The sequence below is a fragment of the Curtobacterium sp. MCLR17_036 genome (assembly GCF_003234445.2).
In the GTDB taxonomy this organism is placed as follows: domain Bacteria; phylum Actinomycetota; class Actinomycetes; order Actinomycetales; family Microbacteriaceae; genus Curtobacterium.
In genome coordinates this window covers 3,098,403-3,121,937 of the sequence record NZ_CP126269.1, presented here as the reverse complement: position 1 = coordinate 3,121,937, position 23,535 = coordinate 3,098,403, and the positions used below count along the sequence as shown (strand labels likewise).

Here is a 23,535-nt window from a genome sequence, read left to right as displayed (position 1 = left end):
CCTAGGGCAGCGCCGACACCGATCCCGGCGACGTGCCGTCAACGTCGTCGACGGCGTGCGCGAAGACGACCCCGCCCACGGTGACGATCGCGATGGCGAGCACGAAGCCGATCGCCGCGATCCACCACGACGTGCGGCGTCGCACCCACGCCGCGATCGCGAGCACGACGGTCGCGACGCCGACGACGAAGGAGCCGCCCACGGCGATGCCCGCGCCCGTGAAGTACCCGCCCGGCGTGCAGCCCGCCGCGGCGTCGCACGAGGCCGTCGCCGACGCGACCGCGACGATGGCGACCACCGCGGCGACGGCCGTGAGGACGGCACCGGCGGCGAGCAGCAGCACCGTCGAGATGCGGTCGGCGAGCTTGCCGGCCGGGAACAGCGTGCTGCCGCCGCGCTCCCACGCGGCGCGCTCGGCGTCCGTCGGGCCGGCGGGGCCGGGGGTGGGACCCGGGGGCGGGCCGGGGACGTTCGACCAGGTCATGGGAGCAGTCCTACCGTGCCTCGACGCCGAACGCCCGTGCGAGGCGCTGGATCTTCTGCGCACGGCCCAGGCGCGGCAGGTCGGAACCGTCGCGGACGACCTTGCCGCGGGCCTCGAAGTCGTCCAGGAAGTCCTGCGCCCAGGCGACGTCGGTGGGTGTGGGGGAGATGACCTCGTTGATGACGGGGAGCTGCTCCGTGTCCAGGCACAGCTTGCCGGTCAGGCCGAGGGAGACGGCGACCTGCGACTGCTCGCGCAGGATCGGGTGCGACGACCCGACGGTCGGTCCGTCGATCGGACCGGGCAGGTCGCCGACGCGCGAGGCGACGACGAGCCGCGACCGCGGGTAGGCCATGGCGAGCGTGTCCGCGCTCGTCCCGGTGTCGCGGCGGTAGTCGCCGGAGCCGAAGGCCAACCGGAACGCGCCCTGCGCCCGTGCGATGGACACCGACTCCTCGATGCCGAGCGCCGACTCGACGAGCGCGATGACCGGGGTGTGCCCGCCGAGGCGGTGCCAGGTGTCGGTGACCTGCGCGGGGGACTCGGTCTTCGCGAGCATGACGCCCTGCAGGCCGGGCAGGCCGCGGAGCTCCTCGACGTCGTCCTCCCAGAAGTCGGTGGTGACGTCGTTGATGCGGACCCAGGCCTCGCCGCCGCCGGCCAGCCAGGCGGCCACCCCCTGACGCGCGGACGGCTTGGCTGCGGGGTCGACGGCGTCCTCGATGTCCAGGATGATCTGGTCGGCGCGGGACCGCTGCGACTTCTCGAAGCGGTCGGTCGCCGTGCCCGAGACGAGCAGCCACGAGCGGGAGATCTCGGCGGGGACGGATCGACGCCGGTCTGGCGTGGGGGCGGGCGGGGCGGAGCGGTCGTCGATGGCCATGCCCCGTTGGTACCACACCGTGACCTCGGCCCCGCGTGTCGGACCGCCGAATCCGGAAACCCTCCGGTTCATTGCAGGAGCGCGGCTCCGACTCCGCCTACAGTGTCGGATGTGTGGCGAGACAGGGTGACCGACGGTGGGGACGACGTGAACGACGACGTCCCCGTCGAGGGCGCCCCCGCGCGCCCGGAGACCGGCGACGACGGACAGCGCGAGCAGCGCAACGGGGTCGGACGCGACGGACAGCGCGAGCAGCGCAACGAGACCGGCAACGACGACCAGCGCGAGCAGCCCGACCGGGACCGCGCCGACGAGCCGGACCGGACCCTGCGCCCGGAACTGCAGGTGACGAGTCCGCACGCGATCAGCCTGGGTGACCCGCGCCTCCAGGCCGGCAACGCTGCCGAGCCCACCTGGGACGGCTGGCGCACCCAGCTCACCGGTGTCGGCGGCACCAGCCCGCTCACCCACTTCGGCGACCACCCGCGCGCCCGCATCGAGCTGTCCACGACGCACCCCGGCGGCCTCGCGCAGTTCATCACCGGCAAGACCACCCTGCTCTCGAGCCTGATCCGCGACGAGGTGGCCCTGCGCGCCGCGCGCATCGCCGCCGGGCACGTCGAGGCGAAGGGCACCGAGCTGGCGACCGTGCGCGGCATCGACGCCGTGAAGCTCGGCATCGGCATGGCCGACTGGCAGCACGGCGACGAGCACTTCCGGGGTCCGGTGCTCCTGCGCCCGCTGGCGATCCGTCGGCACGGCCGCGATTTCGAGGTCCGGCTGCTCGGCGAGCCCGTGCTCAACCCCGGCCTCGCCGACGCGCTGCACGAGCAGTTCGGGGTCATCCTCGACGCGCAGTCCTTCGTGGCGCTCGCGCAGCAGGACGGCTCGTTCACGCCCAACCCCGTCATCGACCGCCTGCGCGGGCTGACCGCGCACATCCCCGGCTTCTCGGTGCACGCGCGACTCGTCGTGTCCACCTTCGCCGAGGTCGCGACCGGCATGGTCGAGGACACCGGCGACCTGTCCCACCCGGTGCTCGACGCCCTCGCCGGCAACCCGAGCGCGAAGTGGCAGGTCGAGCAGTCGTACCACCCGGTCGAGCAGACGCCGTCCGACGAGCGCAGCCCGGAGACGGACACGCTGCTGCTCGACGCCGACGACGAGCAGGAGAACGTGATCGCGCAGATCGCGGCCGGCAACTCGATCGTCGTGAAGACCCTGCCCGGCACCGGCAGCACCCAGACGATCGTCAACGCGCTCGGCGGCCTCGTCGCCGCGAACAAGCGCGTCCTCGTGGTGAGCCCCCGCCGGGCGACGCTGCGCGGGATCGCCGCACGCTTCGGCGAGGTCCAGCTGCCCGGGGTCGCGGTCACGCCGTCGACCCTGCGCCGCGACGTCGTCCGTGCCATCGCCCGCAACGAGAAGGCGGCACGACCGAACCTGCGCGAGGTCGACGACGCCCTGGTCCGCCTGCGCAAGGTGCTCACCGACTACCGCGGGTCCCTGACGCGCAAGGACAGCGCCTTCGGCGTCTCGGTGCTCGACTGCCTGGTCGAGCTGTCCCGCCTGTCGCTGCTGCCGGTCCCGCCGTCCACGACGGCACGCCTGTCGAAGACCTCGGTGGCGAGCATGGTCGAGGGGCGCCCGCGCGTCGCCGAGACGATGGTGAGCGCCGCCAACCTCGGCGAGTTCCGCTACGGCCCCGACGACTCGCCCTGGTACGGCGCGAAGTTCGGGTCGAGCGACGGCGCCCAGCGCGCGCACCGCATCGCGAAGGACCTCGACACCGACGGCCTGCCGACCCTGCTCCGCCGTGCGCACGACCTCGTCGCCACGACGCACATGCGCCAGTTCACGACGATCAACGAGCTCGGCATCTACCTGCGCCTGCTCACCGAGATCCGGGACACGCTCGACCGCTTCCTGCCCGTCGTCTTCGACCGTTCGGTGTCCGAACTCGTCGCCGCCACCGCCCCGCGCGGCGAGGGCGCCCCGATGTCGAGCACGAACCGCCGTCGACTGAAGAAGCTCGCCCGCGAGTACGTCCGTCCGGGGGTGCACGTCTCCGACCTGCACGAGGCCCTGACCCGCGTGCAGCAGCAGCGCGTGCTCTGGCAGCGCTACGTCGCGGCCGGGGTGAACCCCGAGGTCCCGACCGGCATCGCCGACGTGCAGGTGCTGTTCTCGAACGTCGTCGAGGACCTCGCGCGTCTCGACGAGCCGCTCGGCCGCACCGAGCGCGACCGTCAGCTCGCGAACACCCCCGTCGACCAGCTCGTGCCGACGATCGCCGAACTCGCCGCCGAGTCCGACGTCCTGCACAACCTGCAGGAGCGCACCGAGCTCATGCAGACCCTGCGCGACCTGCAGCTCGAGCCGCTCATCACCGACCTGGCGAACCGCCACGTGCCGGACACCCAGGTGCCCGCCGAGCTCGAGCTCGCCTGGTGGCAGTCCGCCCTCGAGACGATGCTCGAATCGGACCGCGCCCTGCTCGGCGCGAACACCGACATGCTCGACCGGGTCGAGGCCGACTTCCGCCTCGTCGACGACGCGCACGCCGCCGGCGTCTCCCAGGGCCTGGCGTGGCAGCTCGCCGAGAACTGGAAGGTCGGGCTCGTCGACTGGCCGGACGAGGCCGCTGCGCTGAAGACCCAGCTGCGCGAGGGCGCGATCACCTCGCGCCTGCTGCAGGACTCCGCGCCGCACCTGTCCCGCTCGATCGCGCCCGTCTGGCTCGCGAGCCCGTACGAGGTGTCGCAGATCGCCGACACGATGCCGTTCGACACCGTGATCCTGGTGGACGCCGGTGCCGTGACGATCGCCGAGACCGTCGGCGCCGTCCGTCGCGCCCGGCAGACCGTCGTGTTCGGCGACCCCGTCACGCAGACCCCGTCGCCGTTCCGGATCGCCGTCGACCCCGAGCACCGCGCGATGCAGGTCGACGAGGGCACCCTCGACGCCTTCCACGCCGACTCGGCGCTCGCGAAGCTCTCCACCCTGCTGCCGACGCTCTCGCTCTCGCGCTCGTACCGCGCCGGTGGCGAGGACCTCGCCGAACTCGTCAACCGCCGTTTCTACGGCGGCAAGATCGAGTCGCTGCCGTGGGCCGGTTCGTTCCTCGGGCACGGGTCGATCGCGCTCGACTACGTCAGCGACGGCAAGGCCGTGCCGGACCCCGAGTCCGGCGCCGTCGAGAGCGTCGACGCCGAGGTGGACCGCGTGGTCCGGCTCGTCATCGACCACGCCCGCACCCGTCCGACCGAGTCGCTCATGGTCATCACCGCGTCGGCGAAGCACGCCGTCCGGGTCGAGCAGGCCGTGCTCACCGCCGCGCAGGGCCACAAGGACCTGACCGAGTTCGTCATCGGCGACCGCGCCGAGCCCTTCATCGTGGCGACGCTCGAGCAGTCCGTGGCGCAGAGCCGCGACCGGGTCGTCTTCTCCATCGGCTACGGCCGCACCCCGCACGGCCGCGTGCTGCGCGACTTCGGTCCGCTCGGCAAGCCCGGCGGCGAGCGGCTGCTCGCGGTCGCGATGACCCGTGCGCGCCGGTCGATGGTCATCGTGACGTGCTTCCAGCCGTCCGACATCGAGGCCGAGCGGATGGGTCACGGCACCATCGCCCTGGCCGAGATCCTCGCCGAGGTCCGTGCCCGCACCACCGCCGAGTACGTGCCGGACGACTCCGACCCGCTGCTCGTCGACCTGGCCCGCCGCCTCGAGATGCGCGGCATCCCGGTCGCGCTCGGCCACCGCGGCAAGCTCGGCCTGGTGGCCGCGCACGGCGGCGTCTGCGTGACGATCGAGACCGACGCGTCGCTCGTCCAGGGCTCGCTGCGCGAGTCGCTGCGCCTGCGCCCCGAGGTCCTGCGTCGCCTGGGCTGGCACTACGTCCGCGTGCACGCGTTCCAGCTGTTCTCCGACCCGGACCGCGTCGCCGACACCGTCGCCGCCGTGCTCGGGGTCGACCGCGGCGTCACGCAGGAGATCTCCATCCCGCCGATCCCCGCACGTCGGTGACCCCCCGGCCGAGTCGGCGGGCCTCCCGGCCCGCCGGTCCGGTCACGCCGGAGACGGACCAGCTGGTGGGCACGTGGACGCGGGCCGACGACGCGTCGGCGGTCGCGCCTCCCGGTCCGACAGCGTCGTCCGGACGCGAGACGGTGGACCAGCCGGGAGGCCCGGTGCGGCGCCGCAGACGCGTCACCACCCAGCCGGTGCCGGGCTACGCCCCCGACGCGCCCCCGGAACCGGCCCGTCACCGCGACGGGGAGAACGACGACCAGCTCCGGCGCGACGTCCCGCCGCACTGGTAGCGGGTAGCCTTGCCTGCGATGAGCGACTCCGTACGGCAGCGACCCGACTGGCAGACCTGGCCGAACCTGATCTCGCTGGTCCGGCTCCTGCTGATCCCGGTGTTCGTGTGGCTCGTCGTCGCCGGGCACCCCGGCTGGGCCCTCGTGACGCTCGTCGTCATCGGCGTGAGCGACTGGGCGGACGGCTTCATCGCGCGGCGGTTCGACCAGGGCTCGAAGCTCGGCAAGGCCATCGACCCCGTCGCCGACCGGCTCGCGATCATCGCGATCGTGCTGTCCCTCGTGCTGACCGGGCTGCTGCCGCTGTTCGTCGTCATCGTCGTCGTGGCGGTCGACCTCGTGCTCGCGGTGCTCTCGAGCGTGCTGTTCCGCGGCAACCCCGACCTCGACGTCACCTGGACCGGCAAGGTCCGCTCGGCGCTGCTGTTCGTCGGGCTGCCGGTCCTGCTGTTCTCGGCCGTGCACACCGTCGACGAGAACGCCCCGTGGGTGCGTGTCGTCGCCCTCGTGTTCGTCTACCTCGGCACCGCCGGCCACGTGCTCGCCGGAGCGCAGTACGCCGTGGCGATGGTCCGCAAGCGCCGCCGCGTCACCGCCGCCTGACGCGCCCCCTGCCGCACCTCGACGCCGGCTGCGGCCGGTAGCGCACGATCGCGCCCCCGAACGGGCATCGCGCCCCGAAGAGTCGGGGCGCGATGGCCGTGGAGGGGCGCGATCGGGGCGCCGTCGGCGGGGATGCCCCTGCTAGAGCTTCGTCGAGCCGGCGATGCCCGGGCCCTCGGGAGCGGTGCTCGGCGCGACGTGCGCGCCGCCGCCGGTGCTCGGGGTGCCGCCGTTCTGGGTGCGGAGCAGGTCGCGGATCTCGAGCAGCACCTCGACGTCGGTCGGGGGCACGTCCTGCGGGGTCTGCTGCTCGTCGTTCTTGACGCGTTCGAACGCCACCTTCTTGAGGTGGTTCACCGGCACGACGAGCGCGAAGTACACGACGGCGGCGACGATGAGGAAGTTGAGGGCAGCACCGATGATCGCGCCGAACAGGATCTGGGCGTTGCCGCCGGAGACCGTCGGGATGTCCACGATGAGCGCCTTGTCGAGCGACGAAGCGTTGAAGACGGCACCGATCAACGGGTTGATCAGCGAGTTCACGATCGCCGTGACGATCGCGGTGAACGCGGCACCGATGACGACGGCGACCGCCAGGTCGATCACGTTGCCGCGGAGCAGGAACTCCTTGAAGCCCTTCACGGGACTCCTTCCGGGTCGAGGACGGCCGCCGGTCGGCGGACCGCCCCAACCTACAGACGGAGCAGCGTCGTGGTCAGGACGCGGCGGGCTTCGCCGTGCTCGGCTTCGACTCGGTCTTGGCGGGCGCGGACTTCGCCGGCTCGGACTTCGCCGGGGTGCTGCTCGAGCCCTCCGACTTCGGAGCCGGGCGCGAGTCGGTGCGGTAGAAGCCGCCGCCGTTGAAGGTCACGCCGACCGGCGAGAACACCTTGCGGAGCGCACCGCCGCACACCGGGCACTCGGTGAGCGTGGCGTCGGAGAACGACTGCTTGATGTCGAAGGCGTTGTCGCACTCCGTGCAGCGGTACGAGTAGGTGGGCACGTCAGCTCCGGAACGTGAGGATGCGCGACGGCGTGATGATGCCGTCCACGGGTTCGTCGTGGGGTTCGCGCGGGACCTCGTCGAGGTACTCCGCGTCGAAGATCACAGCATAGACGGGCGGGCGGTTCGCCATGGACCCGAGGGTCTTGTCGTAGTAGCCGCGGCCCCAGCCCATCCGGACCCCGTCGTGCCCGACCGCGGCGGCCGGCGCCAGGATCGCGTCGACGTCGTTGATCGCCAGGGGGGAGAGGACCTCGCCGACGACCTCCGGAACGCCGGCGATCCCCTCGGTCTCGCGCTCGCCGTCGCGCACCGCCCAGTCGAGCAGGCCGTCCTCGCGGGTGATCGGCAGCAGGACCCGGACCCCCTGCTCGCACGCCCAGTCCAGGAACGGGCGGACGTCCGGCTCGTCCGGCGCCGACAGGTAGAGGGCGAGCGAGGTGACCTGACGCTCCTCGACGAAGCGCTGCAGCGTCGCGGTGAGGGCCGTGCTCTCGGTGGCGCGTTCGGTGGTGGTCCGGGTGCGCCGCCGCTGCCGGAGGTCGGCTCGCAGGGCGCGCTTCTCGTTCCCGAGATCGGCGGTCATGCCGAGGAGTCTACCGAGCGCGGGCTTGCGGCAACCCGCCGCGAAGCGCGCAGGAGCGCTGTCCCCAAGAGCGACGACATGCTCTCCGAAGGGCGATCGGATAGGTTTCGGGCATGGGCTTCCAGATTTCCAAGGCGGTGATCCCAGCGGCAGGGCTGGGCACCCGCTTCCTCCCCGCGACCAAGGCGATGCCGAAGGAGATGCTCCCCGTCGTCGACAAGCCAGCCATCCAGTACGTGGTGGAAGAGGCCGTCGACGCCGGCCTCCACGACGTCCTGATGATCACCGGCCGCAACAAGAACGCCCTCGAGAACCACTTCGACCACGTGTCGGAGCTCGAGGAGACCCTCAAGAAGAAGGGTGACCACGACAAGCTGCAGAAGGTCAACCAGTCGACGGACCTCGCCGACATGCACTACGTGCGGCAGGGCGACCCGCTCGGCCTCGGGCACGCGGTGCTCCGCGCGAAGATGCACGTCGGCCGCGAGCCGTTCGCCGTGCTCCTCGGCGACGACATCATCGACGCCCGCGACCCGCTGCTCAAGCGCATGATCGAGGTCCAGGGCGAGAAGAACGCCACCATCGTGGCGCTCCTCGAGGTCCCCGAGTCGCAGACCCACCTGTACGGCATCGCGACCGTCGAGCAGACGGACACCGACGACGTCGTGAAGATCACCGGTCTCGTCGAGAAGCCCGCACAGGGCGAGGCCCCCTCGAACCTGGCGATCATCGGCCGCTACGTCATCCGGCCCGAGGTCTTCGACGTCCTCGAGAAGCAGGAGCCCGGCAAGGGCGGCGAGATCCAGCTGACCGACGCGCTCATGAAGATGGCGAGCGCCGAGGAGTGGACCGGCGGCGTGTACGGCGTCGTCTTCCGTGGACGCCGCTACGACACCGGTGACAAACTCGACTACATCAAGGCGATCGTGCAGCTCGCCTCGGACCGCGATGACCTCGGCCCCGACCTCAAGTCGTGGCTCAAGGAGTTCAACGCGGGCGAATGAGTCGGCCCATCCCGCTCGGACCCGGAACGCCCCGGGTCCGAGCGGGACACCCGTCCCGCACAGCAGCGGGGCACCGGAGGAACCTGAGCGATGACGACGATCCCGACCCTGTCCCACGGGCGGGTCACCATCCGGCCGCTCCGGCTCCGTGACACCCGCGACCTCGACGTCGCGCTGGCCACCAACCGGTCGTGGCTCCGCACCTGGGAGGCCACGAACCCCTCCGGCCAGGTCTCCACCGACGTCCGCGGCAGCATCCGCGCGCTGCAGGCCAACGCCCGCGCCGGCCTCGGACTGCCGTTCGCGATGGAGCTCGACGGCCGGTTCGTCGGACAGCTCAACGTCTCCGGCATCACCTACGGCTCGCTCGCGAGCGCGTCGATCGGCTACTGGGTCGTCGAGGGCGCCGCCGGCCACAACGTCACGCCGATCTCGGTCGCCCTCGCCGTCGACCACTGCTTCCGGTCCGTCGGGGTGCACCGCATCGAGATCTGCATCCGCCCCGAGAACGCGCCGAGCCTCCGCGTCGTCGAGAAGCTCGGCTTCCGGTACGAGGGGCTCCGACGCCGGTACATCCACATCAACGGGGACTGGCGCGACCACTTCTGCTTCGCGCTCGTCGCAGAGGAGGTCCGCGAGGGCGTCCTCGAGCGCTGGGTCCGCGGGCAGGTGCCGCCCGGCGTCGGCAGCGTGCCGCTCGCCGCCCGCGACGAGGCCGCGCTGCCGCTGCACACGACGCCGCACCTCTGACGGGAGGCCCGTGGCGCGTCCCACGGATTCCGTCGCGACACGCGCAACACGCGTCCGGCAATCACGTGGCGGGGTCATCCGCGCCCCTACCGTGTTCGCATGGCAGGTATCGGCTCGTGGGGCGGGGGCATCGTGCTGCTCGTCGCGGCCGTGCTCTGGCTCGTCTACCTCATGCCGTCGTGGGCCGCCCGACGGCAGTACCTCGCGACCGAGCGGAACGCGATCCGGTTGCAGCAGACCCTGCGTATCCTCGCGCAGACCGCCGAGCTGCCGGACGAGGTCCGCGTCGAGATGAACGCGAAGTCCCTCGCCGAGGCGCAGCGCGTCGCCCGCTCCGAGGAAGCGAAGCGCACCGCCATCGTCCGCGCCCACGAGGCCGCGCGGCAGCGTGAGATCACCCGCCGGCTCGCCGAGCAGGCCCCCGTCCTCGAGCGCGCGGCGTCGGTGCCGGCCCTGACCGCGATGCGCATGCGTCGATCGCGGCTCGGCGCGACCCTGCTCGGCACGGTCGGCCTCGTCGTCGCCGTCGTCGTCCTGGTCGCGGCACCGTCGCTCTGGCTCGTCGCCGTCGCCGGGCTCGTCGCCGCGGGCGGGTCCGCAGCGGTCCTCGCCCAGCTGCACCAGGTGGCCACCGCACGGAAGCAGCGGATCGCGACGGCCGAGGCGGGCGCGAGCCGTGCCTCCCGGCCGGCGACCGCGTGGACGGACCCGGCACCGCCGCTGTCCACCGAGCAGCCCGCGGAACCCGCGCAGGACCGGAGCTGGACGCCGAACCACGTCCCGAAGCCGCTGTACGTCGAACGGCCGGCCGCCCCCGCGCCGTCACCGGAGTCGTCGGCGGAACTCGCCGCGCGACTCAAGGAGCGCGTCGCCGCGGCCAAGGCGGAGGCCGAGGCCGAGGCCGCCGCGATCCGCGCGGGCGACGCCGACCCGTCGCTCGCCCGGGTGTCGCGCATGCGGCCCGAGCTCGAGGACGCTGCCGCGTCGCTGTCCGCGCACGACCAGGGACGACTGGCCGAGCGTCTGGGGCTGCGGGCGCCGGCCGTGCCCGAGCTCGTCGCCGAGGAGCCGTCCGCCCCGACCGTCCCCCCGGCGCCGCCCAGCAAGTGGGCGGGCATGGGCGTCATCGACGACGACGCGTACCAGCAGGCGGACCTCGACGCGATCATGCGTCGCCGCCGCGCGGTCTGACCGACGGCTCGCCCGGACCGCGTCCGACGATTTCGGATCGGCGGACCGAGGGTGCTATTGTGGTCGAGCACTCGGGGCTATGGCGCAGTTGGTAGCGCGTCTCGTTCGCAATGAGAAGGTCAGGGGTTCGAATCCCCTTAGCTCCACCAGGTGGCACCACGAGGACGGCCCGGAACCGATCGGTTCCGGGCCGTTCCGCGTTCCGTGGCTGCCCGGTGGGCCGATCGGTGCATCGTCGGACCGTGGTGGTGTGTCGTCCGGCGCACCGCTCTAGACTCCCGGTGCGCCGCAAGGGCGCGTGAACGGGGGAGCACGTGCGCATCAGGACCGCCATCGCATCGATCGGGACGGTGCTCGCCGTCACCGCCGGACTGCTCGTCGCCACACCGGCCGCGCCGGCGTCGGCCGCGGCACCGACGACCGGACGGTTCACGCCCGTGGCACCCGCACGGGCATGGTCCGGCACCACCACGAAGACGGCGACGACCGTCACCCTCGGCGGGCGGAACGGGATCCCGGCGACCGCCACCGCCGTGGTGCTCACGGCGACGGTGACCGCTCCGACCGCGGCCGGGTACGTCAGCGTCGCGCCGGCGGGCAGCACCGCGAGCCCCGCGATCCAGAACTTCGCGAAGGCGCAGCCGATCTCCGGCACGACCACCGTCGGGCTCACCTCGGGCAAGGCCCAGGTGCGGGTCTCGGCCGGCAAGGCCACCGTCGCGCTCGACGTCGCCGGCTGGTACGGCACGAGCGCCTCCGGGTCGACCTACACGCCGCTCGCCCCGTCGAAGGTGCTCGACGGCACCGTGCGGACCAGCGCGACCCGAGTGGTCGTCGCGGGCCGGGCCGGGGTGCCCACCAACGCCACCGCGGTCGTGCTGCAGGCCGACGTGTCGCGTCCGGCGACGAGCGGCCGCCTGCGGATCACCCCGAGCGGCAACGACGCCGGCGTCGTGTCCGTCATGTACTCGAAGGGCGTCACCGTCGCGAACACCACGACCGTCCGGCTCTCCGGCGGTGCGGTGCAGGCGCGGGTGTCCTCCGGGTCCGCGCGCGTCCTCGCCGACGTCGTCGGGTACTACGCCCCGGTCAGCACCGGCTCGGTGTTCGTGTCCACCCACCCCGTCCGCGCGGCCACCGTGGCCGCCGGCACGACCGCGAAGACGATCACCGTCGCCGGCACCGCCGGGGTCCCCCGGAACGCCACCGCCGCCGTGATCAACGCGAAGGTGGGCAAGGGGACCGTCGGCGGCTCGCTCCGTGTCGTCGGTGCCGGTCTGGCGTCGAGCGTCCCGACGCAGGTCTACGCGAAGGGCCAGACCATCGGCAACGCCCTCATCGCGCCGCTCGCGTCCGGGGGCCGGGTGCAGGCCAAGGTGTCGGCCGGCTCGGCGACCGTGTACGTCGACGTCGTGGGGTACTTCCTGGACGGGTCGAGCGGTTCGGGCACCGGGGTCGACGTGTCGTACCCGCAGTGCGGCAAGAGCGTGCCGACGGACCAGTCGTTCGGCATCGTCGGGGTGAACGCCGACCTCGCGAACACGACGAACCCGTGCCTGTCGCGGGAACTGTCCTGGGCGGCCTCCTCGGCCGGGGGCACGGCGCAGCCGAAGGTGCAGGTCTACTCGCTGTTCACGAACCCCGGGGCCGACAAGGCATCGGTCTGGCCGTCGTCGAACGTCGCGCCGAGCGGCGCCACCGTCGTGTCGAAGGACTACGGCACGTGCACGGCGCAGGCGGCCGGTACCCCGAAGGCCAAGTGGGTCACGACGCGGGCCTGCTCCTACATGTACGGCTACACCCGCGCGTACGAGGCGGCGAACTCCCGCGGTGTGTCGGATCCCGCGCAGTACCGCTGGTGGCTCGACGTCGAGACCGGCCTGTCGCACGTGGCCGACACCACGCAGAACCGCGCCGCTCTCGAGGGCATGGTCGCCGCGCTGAAAGACGCACGCGTGACGTCCATCGGCGTCTACTCGACGTCGTACCAGTTCCGCACGATCATGGGTCCCGTGCCGACCACGAGCCCGCTGCGTCCGCTGCCGAGCTGGATCGCCATCGGGGACGGACGGCTCGACCAGGCCCAGGCCGCGTGCGCCGGGACGCCGCTGCTCGGGGGCCGCATCGCCATGACGCAGTACGTCACCCCGTTCGGTTCGTCGAAGATCGACCGTGACTGGTCCTGCTCCTGACCAGGGCGCGGCGTGACGGCCGCTACAGGGCGGTGACGCCGTCGTGACCCCGCCACGCGGACCGGTGACGGCACACATCAGCGTGCCGGACACCACCGCGCCCTCGCCGTCCGAGCAGGACCGGGACCGCTCGTCCCGGGCGCGCTTCGCCCCGCTCGCCAACCAGACCGTCATCGCCGGGATCACCGTCGTCGCCGCGGTGAGCAGCGTCCTGCTGCCCTGGCTCGAGGTCACGAACGGCCCGGCCATGTGGAGCGGCGTCGTGCTCGCGCTCCTCGGTCTGGCAGCCACCGCCCTGATCGTGTGCCGCCCGGCGCTGCTCACCGTGGAACTGCTCGTCCCCGCGCTCGACTTCGTCGCGATCGGTCTGCTCCGCTTCGGCACCGGTGACGCACGGTCGGTGTTCCTCGCCGCGATCCTGCTGCCGCTCATCTGGATCGCCGCACGACCGGGGCGGCGGCACATCGTGTACCCGCTCGCGGGCACGGCGGTGACGTTCCTGCTGCCGATCGTCCTCGATCCGGGCGACATCCTGGCGAGCGAACTCGTCCGCCTGGTCTTCGTGCTGCTGGTCTTCGCCGCGGTCGCCGGCGTGACGAACGAGCTCGCCCGCCAGGCCGCCCTGCGCCTCAGGACCGCGCAGCAGCTGCGCCGCATCGCCGAGAGCGAGATCGGTCAGGCAGCACGCGTGCAACGGGCACTCCTGCCCGGGTCGGACGTGGGCATCCCCGCCGAGTTCACCGTGCGGGGCGTCTGCCTGCCGGCGCGGTCGGTCGGCGGCGACTTCTACGACTGGTTCCCGACCGCCGACGGCGCGGCCTTCACGCTCGGCGACGTGATGGGCAAGGGCGCCGGTGCCGGCATGATCGCCGCGGTGGTCCGGTCCGTGATGCGCACGAGCGTCGACGCGGCCGATCCCGCGGAGTCGGTGGCGGCGGCATCGGGCGCGCTCAGCACCGACACCGGTGACGCGTCGACCGACCAGTTCACGACGTGCTTCCACCTCCGGGTGGGCGCAGACGGCACCGCGCGCTGGGCCGACGCCGGGCACGGCCTCAACCTGCTGCTCCGGCGGGCGGGCGGCAGCGAGTGGCTGCGGTCCGGGGACCTGCCGATCGGCGTCGACACCGCCTGGACCTCGACGCGCACGGCGCTCCTGCCCGGTGACGTCGTCGTGAGCGTCAGCGACGGGGTGCTCGACCTGTTCGGCGGCGACGTCGACGCGCTCGAGGCCTTCCGCGCCTTCGCGACCGCGCACCCCGAGCCGGACGACCTCGTCACCGGGATCGGCGCGCTCGGCGACGACGTCGAGCACGACGACGACGTCACCGTGCTCGCGGTCCGCTACGACGGACGCTGACCGTCGGGCCAGCGGAGACCGACCGCGGTCAGCTCGCGAAGCTGTCCGTCAGGACCCCGGCCTGCATGAAGGTCGCGTGGATCGCGTTGGCGGCCTGCTCGAACGCGCGGTTGCCGCGGGAGATCCCGAGCGCGCCGCCCTTCAGCGCCGACTTGCCGGACCCGCGGAGCAGGCGGGCGACGGTCCGGCCGTCCGCCGCCACCATGATCTGCACGTCGAGGCGGGTGTGGAAGGTGCGGTCGTTCGCCATGCCGCCGATGAGCAGCGTCAGCCCCATGCTGCCGCGGGTCGCGCGGAGTGCGCCCTGCTCGCCGTCGTCGACGGTGTAACCCTCGTTCGTGAGGGCGGTGCGCACCTGCGCCCGAGCGGTCTCGGGGTCGGTGGCGACGAAGAAGTCGTGGCTCTCGGGCATGTGTGGTGGTCCTTCCGGAGGCTGCGGGCCGCACGCGGAGGACACGTGCCCCCCGCACACGATCATGCACTGTCCGGGCGTCGGGTGCGTCGCCTACGCTGGACGGGTCATGACTGCCTCGATGAACCGCCGCGCCCTCTTCTCCCTCGCCGGCGTCGCCGGGATCGGACTCGCGGTCGCCGCGTGCTCGTCGGGCGGTGACGGCGACGACACGGGCGGCGGACGGAGCTCCGGCGGGTCGGAGCGCCCGACGAAGGCGCCCTCGCCGACGGCGAAGGCCCTCAGCCCGGCCCAGGTGCCACTGGCCGGCGGCGTCACCGTCACGGTCACGGGATCCGGCCTCGCGGCCGTCAAGGGCGTCACGGTCGGCGGTGTCGCGGCGCGCGACGTGCAGGCATCGGCGACGACGGTGACCTTCACCGCCCCCCACCAGGCCATGTACACGGCAGGGGACGCCGACGTCGCCCTGTTCGCCGACACGATCGAGCCGAGTCCCTCGGCGAACCGCTCCTCGGACGGCAACGGCAGCGCGGCCAACGACGGCCAGACGGGAGCGACGCAGGACGGCGCCACCGCCACCCCGACACCGACCACCGCACCGGTCCCGGACGCATCGGACGCCGTCGCCACCACGTCACTGGCGTACGCGGCGCTGACCGACGTCGACCGGCAGCTCGCCTACGCGATGCGGTACTGGGCGGACTACAACCTCACCGAGTACGGCACGATGAACCCGATCGGCGGCGACTGCGCGAACTACGTCAGCCAGACCCTCATCGCCCGCGGCTGGGAACAGCGGTCGGACTGGTACAACCGGGCCGCCGGGGCCGAGCACTCGGCCACCTGGACCTACTGCCCGACTATGGACCCGTGGCTCTCGGCCAACGCCGCCGAGTTCGGACTGACGCGCCGCTCGCTGGACGAGCGCGACAAGGTCAAGGTCGGCGACATCGTGTTCTACGACTGGAACGACAACGACTCGCCGGACCACACGACGATCGTGTCCGAGGTCTTCACCGAGCCCGACGGCACCATCCGCATCAAGTCGGCGAGCCACAACCAGGACGGCCCGTACCGCGACCTCGACGAGATGATCACCGTGCAGCACCCCGGCGGCACGGCCTGGTTCCACACGTTCGACGCGTAGGGCGGGGCGGTCGGCGCGGTCGGCGCGGCAGCCGGGGTCGACGCGGTACGCGCGGTCGGCGTTCCGGCGCACAACCGAAGTGCATCGGCACCGCGCGGATCAGCGGCGCGAGCACACGTCGGTTGTGCGCAGCGCCGGTTGCGCCTCCGCAGCGTCGGCCACGCCGCGGCCGCGCGGGCCGCGTCGCGGCCGCCGAATCATCGCGGCCCCGCCGCGTCTCTCACGGGTACCCGAGGAACCACAGCAGCACGATCGCCACGGGCTGCAGGCACACCCCCACGACCAGCCACGTCACCGCCCGCCGCCGCGTCCGGACGAACACGTCCGACCCGAGCAGCGGCGCCGTCGGCATGAGCAGCCGCGGCAGCGACTGCTGCGGCAGGAACACGGCGAACAGGTACAGCACGTAGGACGCGGTGAACGCGAGCACGTCGACGCCGAGCGCCCGGACGTCCCGACGCCGGAAGAACCACACCGCCCCGACCACCACCGCCAGGACGAGCACGACCCCGAGCGGACCGAGCCACGTCATCGCCATCGTGAACCACGGCGTCAGTGGGGCGAAGTGCTGCCGGCCGACGAAGCCCACCCACCACGACAGCTCGGTCTCGAGGTACGCCTCCGGCCTCCCGGTCACCGCCGACGCGACGAACGGCCACGCGAGCCCCGCCGCCGCCACGACCAGCCCCGAGGCCACGATCACCAACCGCTCCCGCCACGGGAACGCCGCCGCCGCCCGCCCGGAGCGATGCGCCTCGACCCACCGGACCACCAGGTGCACGGCGAGGGCCACCGCGAGCGCGAGGACCCCCGGCTTCGTGAAGGCGGCCACCACGCCGAGCGGTGCGACGAGCCAGTACCGTCGCCGCACGAGCGCCAGCAGCGCCCCGAAGAGCAGCACGAGCAGCAGGCTCTCGGCGTAGGCCACCTGCAGCAGGAATCCCGTCGGCCCGAACGCGAAAAGCGCCGTCGCCCACCGCGCCCGCCGCTCGTCGCCGACCGCGAGCACCAGGCGGTAGAGCAGCACGCACGCCCCGGCCCCCGCTGCCGTGGCGACGAGGACGCCGACCACCCAGAACGACCCGCCGGTCACCGTCATCAGCGCACGCACGACCGCCGGGAACACCGGCAGGAACGCCCAGGCATTCGGCGCCACGTGCCCGGCTCCGTCGAGGGGCAGCGTCGCGGGGTACCCGTGTTCCGCGATGGTCCGGTAGAAGGACGCGTCCCACGACCCGGAGAACGTGAAGAACGAGGGGTCCCGCCGGTACGAGGCGAACGGCCAGCCGTTCGCGGTCGCGAGCAGGTAGACCGTCGCGAGCAGCGTGGTGCTCACCACCCGCGAGCCCAGCCACAGCAGCAGCGGTGCCCGCCACGCGTGGTGGCGTCCGGTCAGCAGGCGGTGCACCCCCGGCCGGGAGGCCCGGCTCGTCTCCGCCACGCTCGTCACCCGTCCGATCCTCCCAGACCACGGCAGCCGACCGTGCACGCGGGGGCACGCGCGGTCGAGCGCCGGGTCGGGCACGGGACCGTGCGTGACCCTGCCCGCGCGGTCGAGTGCCGGGCTGGGCACGGGACCGTGCGTGACCCTGCCCGCGCGGTCGAGTGCCGGGCTGGGCACGGGACCGTGCGTGACCCTGCCCGCGCGGTCGAGTGCTGAGCCGGACGCCGGACCGTGCGTCGACCTGTTCGGCTCGGGAGCGGTGGTGGACGCGTCCGTCTGCCGGACGCGACCACCGCTGCGTACCGGGGGCGGGCCTCCCGGCTAGCGCCCCGTGACTGCGCGACGGATCTGCTCGATCGGCACCTTCGGGGTGCGGTCCGCGTTCAGCAGGCCGTTCGTCTCCTGCATGGTGTCGGTGAGCTGCGTGTAGCAGGAGCCGGCGAGGAACGAGCTGGCCCGGATCGCGTCGTAGAGCGCGGTGATGCGGGCGATCCAGTCGTCGCCGTCGCTCGCCGAGGTGTAGCCCCAGCCGTCCTCGCGCTGGACGCCGGGCTGGTAGTTCACCCCGCCGAACTCGGTGAGCATGACGGGTTGACCCTCGTCGCGTGCTCCGCCGACGAGGACCCAGCGGTCCGCCGGACCGAAGCGCGAGAAGAGCCGCTCACGGGCGGCGTCGTCCGCGTAGGTCCGTGCGAGCGCCGCACCGTCCCCCTCGTAGTCGTGGATCGTCACGATGTCGGAGTTGGTGTGCTCCCACCCGTCGTTCGAGATCACGGGTCGGGTCGGGTCGATCGCTCGGGTGACGTCCGCGAGGGACCGGGCGTACGCCTGCTGCGCCGGGTCGGTCGCGATGTGCTGCACGCCCCAGCTCTCGTTCGCGGGCACCCAGGTGACGATCGACGGGTGCGACGCGTCGCGCTCGACGGCGTCCATCCACTCCCGCATGAGGCGCTGGACGGCGCGCGGGGAGAACGCGTAGGCGCCGGGGGCCTCGCCCCAGACCAGCAGGCCGAGCCGGTCCGCCCAGTACAGGAAGCGCGGGTCCTCGATCTTCTGGTGGTTGCGGGCGGCGTTGAAGCCGAGCTCCTTGATGAGCTCGACCTCGCGGCGGAGGGCCTGTCGCGACGGCGCAGCGATGTGCGACTCGGGCCAGTAGCCCTGGTTGAGGACGCTGCGGACGTCGTAGCTGCGTCCGTGCAGCAGGAAGGTCCCTGCGTCGACACCGACCGTGCGCATGCCGAAGTAGCTCGAGACCGCGTCGATCGGCGAGCCGTCCGCGGCGAGCAGCGCGACCGTGGCGTCGATCAGGCGCGGGTGCTCGGGCGTCCAGTGCAGTTCGTCCTCGGCCTGGCCGTTCGTCTGGCGGGCGACCGGCAGGACGACCTCGAACTCGGTCGCGGTGTCGCCGATGGTGGACTCGACCGTCGCGAGGTGCTCGCCGCGCTCGTCCCACCACGCCTCGACGCGCAGGCGCTCGCCGCCGGACCGTCTGCCGTGCAGCCGGACCGTGAGGCGCATCGTGGCGTGGTCGACGTTCGTCCAGCGCAGGTACCCGATCGACGCGGTCGGCACGGCCTCGAGCCAGACCGTCTGCCAGATGCCGGTGGTGCGGCGGTACCAGATCGCGTGCGGGTCCTCGTGCCAGTCCTGCTTGCCGCGCGGCTGGGTCAGGTCGTGCGGGTCGTCCTCGGCGCGGACCACCAGCGTGTGCACGGCGTCCGGGGTGCTCGCGGTGAGCAGCTCGGTGACGTCGAAGGAGAACGGGGTGTGCCCGCCCTCGTGATCGCCGACGAACTGCCCGTCGATCCAGACACGGGCGCGGTGGTCGACGGCCCCGAAGTGCAGCACGAGACGGTCCGCGTGCTCGTCGTGCCCTGCTGCCAGCAGGTCCTCGTGGGTGATCGGCCGCGAGTACCAGACGACCGGGTGGAACCCGGGCTCGTCGATGCCCGACGCCGAGGACTCCGGCGGGAACGGCACGAGGATGTCGCGGGCGTCCGGGAAGCCGTTCCGCCACGAGGACTCGTCGCCCTCGTTCCGGAACGACCACGTGCCGTCGAGGTCGGCCCAGGCCGCGCGGAGCATCTGCGGCCGGGGGTACGTGCCGTCCTGCCGTGAGGCCAGGGGGAGGGTCGGTGCAGGCGAGGTGTCAGGTGCGGCGACGGTGCCGTCGAGCGTGCTCATGGGTCAATGCTCCCGTGGTTGTACATCGTTGTAAAGGGTGCGGCAACGATTGCCGTCCGAGTGCCGGAACACGCGCCGGACCTCCGCAGGGCGCGGGCCGCTGCGCTGCGCGGGCGCGCTGTCCGGGCCTGCCGTCCGGGCGCGTGCCGGAGCGCCGACAGCCGCACGCCCTGGTCGACCACGACGGCGCGCCGTGGACGCGATCGCCGACGACGACGGCGTCCGCCGTCAGGCGATCGCCGCGTCCCGCGTCAGGACCATCACGTCCATGCGCCCCTGCTGCACGACGACCCCGTGCTGGTTCCGCAGCGTGACGGTCCGCTCCACGATCCCGGTCTTCCCGGAACTCGTCGGCCGCGTCGACAGGATCTCGACCTCGCAGGTCACCGTGTCCCCGATGAACACCGGCTCGGCGAAGCGCCACTGGTCGATCCCGAGCAGTGCCACGGCGGACCCCTCGAACACGCCGGTCCGGGCGATGAGCCCGAGGCAGAGCGAGGTCCCGAGCAGCCCGTGCACGATCCGCTGGCCGTACCGGGTCCGTCCGGCGAACTCGACGTCGGTGTGCACCTGGTTGTTGTCGTTCGTCCACGAGGCGAACGACACCACGTCCGCCTCGGTGATCGTGCGTCCCGGCGTCGTGAAGGTCTGACCGGCTGCGAGGTCCTCGAGGTAGTGCGGCATCCCCCGATCCTTGCAGAACCGCGTGCGGGGCCCTCGGGGCACGTCGCACCCGGGATCGGACCACGACCGCCCCGAGCCACCGTGCCCACCCCGTCCACCACGTCTGCTCGCTCCGCGATCCGTTCACCGCTGCCGCGCTCCGGTCGCGTCCGACGGCGGCGTGCTCGCCGGGGGAGTCCCGGCGGCGTCCGTCAGGAGCGCCTCGACCCTGCGTTCGAGTCCGTCGCCGCGGCGGGCGTCGTCACGGTGGTCGTCGGCGAGTGTCCACCACCTGCCGTGGGGCGGTTCGGCACCGGTCTCCCCGAAGGCCGACGTCCAGCCCGCGACGTCCATCCGCACGTCCCCGACCTCGACCCCGAGGTCCCCGTCGTCGGCGTACACCGCCACGAGCACCGTCCTGACCCGCCGGACCCACAGCGGCTCGATCGACCGCCCGCACAGGACGTCCTCGACTGCCGCACGCGGCGGCTCGTCCTGGTCGCCGCCGACCCGCTCGGGCCCCTCGCCGCGGTCGACGGTCCACACGCCGCCGTCGTCGTCCGAGCTGGCGAACTCGATGCCCGCGCTCGCGAGCACCTTGTCGGGGCTGTCCCACACGACGTCGTACAGGACGGACACGTCGTGCCGGGTCACACGCCTGCCGGCGTCGTCGAACGTGGGGAGTTCGCGGTCGTCGTCGATGCACCAGAGCAGACGCGGCGCGGTGCACGGAGGGTCGTTCGTCTCGGTTCGGCTCGTCATGCGGCAAGTGTGGTCCGGGGGCGTGCGGCCCTCGCCTCCGCGAGAGCCTCCTGTGGACGGTGTCCCGGGGTCGCCGGCTTGTGGAGGAGCACCACGGGCGCGGACTCGGCACCTCGACAGCCCTCGGCGCGTACCTTCCGCTGCATGAGCGACGGAGCCCGAGACCCACTCGACAACGCCCCCGGAACCCCTTCGACCCCAGCCGTCATCGACGCGCCGGACGACCGCGCCCTCGAGGCCTGGATCGCCGACCGCCGCTGGTACGCGTCGAAGGGAGCGGTGCCGCGCCTCCGCACGATCTCCACGGACGACGGCACCCGACTCGTCCTCGACGAGGCCCCGGCCGCGCCGGCAGCCCCGGTGCTCTACCAGTCGCCGGTCACGAGCGGTCCCGAGGGGACGATCACCGACGCCACGACCGACACCGCGTGGGTCGCCGCACTCGCGAGCCGCATCGACGCCGACCCCGACAGCCTGCGCCCCATCGGCCAGGTGACCGCCGCACGCGTGCTGACCGGGGAGCAGTCGAACACCTCGGTGATCTGCGACACCGCATCGGGCGAGCGCGTCATCATCAAGGTCTTCCGCGTGCTGCACCACGGCGACAACCCGGACGTCACCACGCAGCTCGCCCTGTCCGCCGCCGGCAGCTCCCGCGTTCCGCAGGTCTACGGCGCCCTCCGCGGCAGCTGGCCCGACGCCGGACGCCCGGACGGCACCGCGACCGGCCACCTGGCCTTCGCGCAGGAGTTCCTGCCCGGACTCGAGGACGCCTGGCGCGTCGCCCTCGACGACGCACGGGGGCAGAACCCCTTCGGCGACCGGGCGGAGCAGCTCGGCGCAGCGCTCGCCGAGGTGCACCGCACCCTCGCCACCGCGTTGCCGACCGTGCCCGCCGACCCCGACCGACGAGACACTGCCGTCGCGACGATGCACGAACGCCTCGACACGGCAGCTCGCGAGGTCCCGGCCGTCGCCGAACACGCAGCTGCCATCCGTGCCGTCTACGCCCGCGCGGCCACGGTGCCGTGGCCCGAGCTGCAGCGCATCCACGGCGACCTGCACCTCGGCCAGGTCCTAGCGGCTCCCGGGTCTCGCGGGTGGGTGTTCCTCGACTTCGAGGGCGAGCCCCTCCGCCCCCTCGCCGAGCGCTCCGTGCCCGACGTCACCCTGCGCGACGTCGCCGGCATGCTCCGGTCGTTCGACTACGTGGCGGGCGCACTGGCACACGACCCGGAACCGGTCGACGCGGGGGAGTGGGCGGCGGACGCACGCTCCCGCTTCCTCGCCGGCTACGAGCACGGGATCGGCGCGGAACTCACGGCACACTGCGAGCTCCTCGACGCCTTCGAGCTCGACAAGGCCGTCTACGAGGTCGTCTACGAGTCCCGGAACCGACCCGACTGGGTCGGTATCCCGCTCGCCGCCGTCACGCGCCTGGTCGCGCGCAGCGGCTCCTGACCGACCCGGCCCGGCACCGGACGGGAGGCCCGTGGCGACGCCGCCCCGGGCCTCCCGTCCTTCCTGCGCGCACGTCCGCCGCCCGCCCGGGGCAGCAGTTCCGCGCGTCGGAGGTCAGAACTCGCGCGCGGACGCTCCCCGCACACGCGGAACGCCGGACCACGCGCGAACCGTCCCATCACGCCCGCGATGGAAAGGTCTTTCGCGCGGAGGAGGCAGGAACACCTGCCCTCCGACGCGCAGAAGACCTGCCCGAGCACGGAAGAACCCACCACGCGCGAACTGCCGGACCATGCGCAGAACGTCTCATCGCGCTCGCAGTGGAAAGCAGGATCGCGCGTAGGTAGCCGGAAGAACCGACCTCCTACGCGCGAAACATCTCCCCACGCGCGAAACGACCACCTACGCGCGGAACGACCTCCGACGCACGGAACGACCCCCCACGCACGAAACGACCCCCCGCGCGCGGGACAGCCCCCGCGCCTAGTTGACCGGACCCGTGTACTTCTCGCCCGGGCCCGCGCCCGGGGCGTCCGGGATCGCCGAGGCCTCACGGAAGGCGAGCTGCACCGAGCGCAGCCCGTCGCGCAGCGGCCGGGCGTGGTGGTCGCCGATCTCGGTCGCCGCGGCGGTGACCAGTCCGGCGAGCACGGTGATGAGCTTCCGCGCCTCGTCCAGGTCGGTCTGCTGCTGCGGGTCGTCGGCCAGGCCGACCTTGACGGCCGCCGCGCTCAGCAGGTGCACCGCGACGGTGTTGATGAGCTCGACGGCGGGCACCTCCGAGATGTCGCGTGCGGCGTCGATGCCGCTGCCCTCGTCGTCGATCGGGGTGTCGGTCACGGTGCTCCTCTGCTAGACTCGCTCGCGGCAGATGCTGTCCGTGTGCCATCAGGTCTTCCTGAAGCGCTCGGACGGTGTCACGAAAGAGGAGTCTCTCCCACCCGCGGCCGCGTTCCACCAGGCTACCGGGTCACCACCGCTCCGCGGGTGCACGGCAACTGGGTGCACACGTCGGTCGGGTCCACGGACCCGATGCAGGGCGGCTGCCGAACGGGTTCCGATCCGTGCGTCAGATCTCCTCTCT

20 protein-coding genes and 1 tRNA gene are annotated in these 23,535 nt (G+C 72.7%); 10 read left to right on the top strand and 11 right to left on the bottom strand.

Annotated elements, in window-relative coordinates; all coding sequences use genetic code 11:
* Nucleotide 1: 1 nt before the first annotated feature.
* Complete coding sequence (locus DEI99_RS14630) at nucleotides 2–484, bottom strand: DUF6264 family protein (protein WP_349774916.1); 483 nt, start codon at nucleotides 482–484, stop codon at nucleotides 2–4.
* Between the two features lie 10 nt (nucleotides 485–494).
* Nucleotides 495–1,367 (bottom strand): HpcH/HpaI aldolase/citrate lyase family protein, encoded by an 873-nt coding sequence (locus DEI99_RS14625; protein WP_071298106.1) that lies wholly within the window; start codon nucleotides 1,365–1,367, stop codon nucleotides 495–497.
* A 327-nt stretch (nucleotides 1,368–1,694) separates the two neighbouring features.
* Between DEI99_RS14625 and DEI99_RS14620 the strand changes: the two genes are divergently transcribed.
* Both DEI99_RS14620 and DEI99_RS14615 read left to right on the top strand, forming a co-directional pair.
* The gene (locus DEI99_RS14620) at nucleotides 1,695–5,393 is read left to right on the top strand and encodes an AAA family ATPase (protein ID WP_502867029.1); all 3,699 of its coding nucleotides are present in this window, start codon (nucleotides 1,695–1,697) and stop codon (nucleotides 5,391–5,393) included.
* Between the two features lie 314 nt (nucleotides 5,394–5,707).
* Nucleotides 5,708–6,292, top strand: coding sequence for a CDP-alcohol phosphatidyltransferase family protein (locus tag DEI99_RS14615; RefSeq protein ID WP_111042349.1), 585 nt, complete (start codon nucleotides 5,708–5,710; stop codon nucleotides 6,290–6,292).
* A gap of 141 nt (nucleotides 6,293–6,433) precedes the next feature.
* On the opposite strand, the gene mscL is transcribed toward DEI99_RS14615, so the two are convergent.
* The 3 genes from mscL to DEI99_RS14600 all read right to left on the bottom strand — a co-directional run bounded on the left by mscL (nucleotide 6,434) and on the right by DEI99_RS14600 (nucleotide 7,881).
* Nucleotides 6,434–6,934 carry a large conductance mechanosensitive channel protein MscL gene (mscL, locus tag DEI99_RS14610; RefSeq protein WP_111042347.1) on the bottom strand — a complete coding sequence of 167 codons (501 nt, stop codon included), beginning with the start codon at nucleotides 6,932–6,934 and terminating at the stop codon, nucleotides 6,434–6,436.
* A 73-nt stretch (nucleotides 6,935–7,007) separates the two neighbouring features.
* Nucleotides 7,008–7,295 carry an FmdB family zinc ribbon protein gene (locus tag DEI99_RS14605; protein WP_071262595.1) on the bottom strand — a complete coding sequence of 96 codons (288 nt, stop codon included), beginning with the start codon at nucleotides 7,293–7,295 and terminating at the stop codon, nucleotides 7,008–7,010.
* Between the two features lies 1 nt (nucleotide 7,296).
* Entirely contained in the window at nucleotides 7,297–7,881 is a 585-nt protein-coding gene (locus DEI99_RS14600) for a 5-formyltetrahydrofolate cyclo-ligase (RefSeq protein ID WP_111042345.1), read from the bottom strand.
* Between the two features lie 113 nt (nucleotides 7,882–7,994).
* Between DEI99_RS14600 and galU the strand changes: the two genes are divergently transcribed.
* The 6 genes from galU to DEI99_RS14570 all read left to right on the top strand — a co-directional run bounded on the left by galU (nucleotide 7,995) and on the right by DEI99_RS14570 (nucleotide 14,378).
* Nucleotides 7,995–8,885: a UTP--glucose-1-phosphate uridylyltransferase GalU gene (galU, locus tag DEI99_RS14595; protein ID WP_071262593.1), complete on the top strand. Its 891-nt coding sequence runs from the start codon at nucleotides 7,995–7,997 to the stop codon at nucleotides 8,883–8,885.
* A gap of 90 nt (nucleotides 8,886–8,975) precedes the next feature.
* On the top strand, nucleotides 8,976–9,635 hold the full coding sequence (locus tag DEI99_RS14590; RefSeq protein ID WP_071262592.1) for a GNAT family N-acetyltransferase: 660 nt from the start codon (nucleotides 8,976–8,978) through the stop codon (nucleotides 9,633–9,635).
* Between the two features lie 99 nt (nucleotides 9,636–9,734).
* Complete coding sequence (locus DEI99_RS14585) at nucleotides 9,735–10,826, top strand: hypothetical protein (RefSeq protein ID WP_111042343.1); 1,092 nt, start codon at nucleotides 9,735–9,737, stop codon at nucleotides 10,824–10,826.
* A gap of 73 nt (nucleotides 10,827–10,899) precedes the next feature.
* Nucleotides 10,900–10,975, top strand: a tRNA-Ala gene (locus DEI99_RS14580).
* Between the two features lie 165 nt (nucleotides 10,976–11,140).
* The gene (locus DEI99_RS14575) at nucleotides 11,141–13,018 is read left to right on the top strand and encodes a glycoside hydrolase family 25 domain-containing protein (protein WP_111042341.1); all 1,878 of its coding nucleotides are present in this window, start codon (nucleotides 11,141–11,143) and stop codon (nucleotides 13,016–13,018) included.
* A 64-nt stretch (nucleotides 13,019–13,082) separates the two neighbouring features.
* Nucleotides 13,083–14,378, top strand: coding sequence for a PP2C family protein-serine/threonine phosphatase (locus DEI99_RS14570; protein ID WP_111042339.1), 1,296 nt, complete (start codon nucleotides 13,083–13,085; stop codon nucleotides 14,376–14,378).
* 28 nt (nucleotides 14,379–14,406) lie between these two features.
* Here DEI99_RS14570 and DEI99_RS14565 read toward each other — a convergent pair whose 3' ends face one another.
* Nucleotides 14,407–14,790, bottom strand: coding sequence for a response regulator (locus tag DEI99_RS14565; RefSeq protein WP_111042337.1), 384 nt, complete (start codon nucleotides 14,788–14,790; stop codon nucleotides 14,407–14,409).
* Nucleotides 14,791–14,899: 109 nt separating this feature from the next.
* Here DEI99_RS14565 and DEI99_RS14560 point away from each other — a divergent pair, with 109 nt between their 5' ends.
* Entirely contained in the window at nucleotides 14,900–15,937 is a 1,038-nt protein-coding gene (locus DEI99_RS14560) for an amidase domain-containing protein (RefSeq protein WP_181434491.1), read from the top strand.
* A 220-nt stretch (nucleotides 15,938–16,157) separates the two neighbouring features.
* Here DEI99_RS14560 and DEI99_RS14555 read toward each other — a convergent pair whose 3' ends face one another.
* From DEI99_RS14555 to DEI99_RS14540, 4 genes are all read right to left on the bottom strand, one after another.
* Nucleotides 16,158–17,387 carry a putative hexosyltransferase gene (locus tag DEI99_RS14555; protein WP_181434490.1) on the bottom strand — a complete coding sequence of 410 codons (1,230 nt, stop codon included), beginning with the start codon at nucleotides 17,385–17,387 and terminating at the stop codon, nucleotides 16,158–16,160.
* 315 nt (nucleotides 17,388–17,702) lie between these two features.
* Complete coding sequence (locus tag DEI99_RS14550) at nucleotides 17,703–19,565, bottom strand: glycoside hydrolase family 2 TIM barrel-domain containing protein (RefSeq protein ID WP_111042333.1); 1,863 nt, start codon at nucleotides 19,563–19,565, stop codon at nucleotides 17,703–17,705.
* 228 nt (nucleotides 19,566–19,793) lie between these two features.
* Nucleotides 19,794–20,249 (bottom strand): MaoC/PaaZ C-terminal domain-containing protein, encoded by a 456-nt coding sequence (locus DEI99_RS14545; protein ID WP_111042331.1) that lies wholly within the window; start codon nucleotides 20,247–20,249, stop codon nucleotides 19,794–19,796.
* 123 nt (nucleotides 20,250–20,372) lie between these two features.
* On the bottom strand, nucleotides 20,373–20,990 hold the full coding sequence (locus DEI99_RS14540) for a hypothetical protein (RefSeq protein ID WP_111042329.1): 618 nt from the start codon (nucleotides 20,988–20,990) through the stop codon (nucleotides 20,373–20,375).
* 144 nt (nucleotides 20,991–21,134) lie between these two features.
* Here DEI99_RS14540 and DEI99_RS14535 point away from each other — a divergent pair, with 144 nt between their 5' ends.
* Complete coding sequence (locus tag DEI99_RS14535) at nucleotides 21,135–22,451, top strand: phosphotransferase (RefSeq protein WP_258369481.1); 1,317 nt, start codon at nucleotides 21,135–21,137, stop codon at nucleotides 22,449–22,451.
* A 483-nt stretch (nucleotides 22,452–22,934) separates the two neighbouring features.
* On the opposite strand, the gene DEI99_RS14530 is transcribed toward DEI99_RS14535, so the two are convergent.
* Entirely contained in the window at nucleotides 22,935–23,291 is a 357-nt protein-coding gene (locus DEI99_RS14530) for a DUF1844 domain-containing protein (RefSeq protein WP_071262584.1), read from the bottom strand.
* Nucleotides 23,292–23,535 lie beyond the last annotated feature (244 nt).

Excerpts from the sequence above, each read along its gene's own strand:
- DEI99_RS14545 (WP_111042331.1), bottom strand. The coding sequence starts at position 20,249 with ATGCCGCACTACCTCGAGGACCTCGCAGCCGGTCAGACCTTCACGACG.
- galU (WP_071262593.1), top strand. The coding sequence starts at position 7,995 with ATGGGCTTCCAGATTTCCAAGGCGGTGATCCCAGCGGCAGGGCTGGGC.
- DEI99_RS14615 (WP_111042349.1), top strand. The coding sequence starts at position 5,708 with ATGAGCGACTCCGTACGGCAGCGACCCGACTGGCAGACCTGGCCGAAC.
- DEI99_RS14565 (WP_111042337.1), bottom strand. The coding sequence starts at position 14,790 with ATGCCCGAGAGCCACGACTTCTTCGTCGCCACCGACCCCGAGACCGCT.
- DEI99_RS14630 (WP_349774916.1), bottom strand. The coding sequence starts at position 484 with ATGACCTGGTCGAACGTCCCCGGCCCGCCCCCGGGTCCCACCCCCGGC.
- DEI99_RS14600 (WP_111042345.1), bottom strand. The coding sequence starts at position 7,881 with ATGACCGCCGATCTCGGGAACGAGAAGCGCGCCCTGCGAGCCGACCTC.
- DEI99_RS14560 (WP_181434491.1), top strand. The coding sequence starts at position 14,900 with ATGACTGCCTCGATGAACCGCCGCGCCCTCTTCTCCCTCGCCGGCGTC.
- DEI99_RS14585 (WP_111042343.1), top strand. The coding sequence starts at position 9,735 with ATGGCAGGTATCGGCTCGTGGGGCGGGGGCATCGTGCTGCTCGTCGCG.
- DEI99_RS14625 (WP_071298106.1), bottom strand. The coding sequence starts at position 1,367 with ATGGCCATCGACGACCGCTCCGCCCCGCCCGCCCCCACGCCAGACCGG.
- DEI99_RS14540 (WP_111042329.1), bottom strand. The coding sequence starts at position 20,990 with ATGACGAGCCGAACCGAGACGAACGACCCTCCGTGCACCGCGCCGCGT.
- DEI99_RS14550 (WP_111042333.1), bottom strand. The coding sequence starts at position 19,565 with ATGAGCACGCTCGACGGCACCGTCGCCGCACCTGACACCTCGCCTGCA.
- DEI99_RS14535 (WP_258369481.1), top strand. The coding sequence starts at position 21,135 with ATGAGCGACGGAGCCCGAGACCCACTCGACAACGCCCCCGGAACCCCT.
- DEI99_RS14590 (WP_071262592.1), top strand. The coding sequence starts at position 8,976 with ATGACGACGATCCCGACCCTGTCCCACGGGCGGGTCACCATCCGGCCG.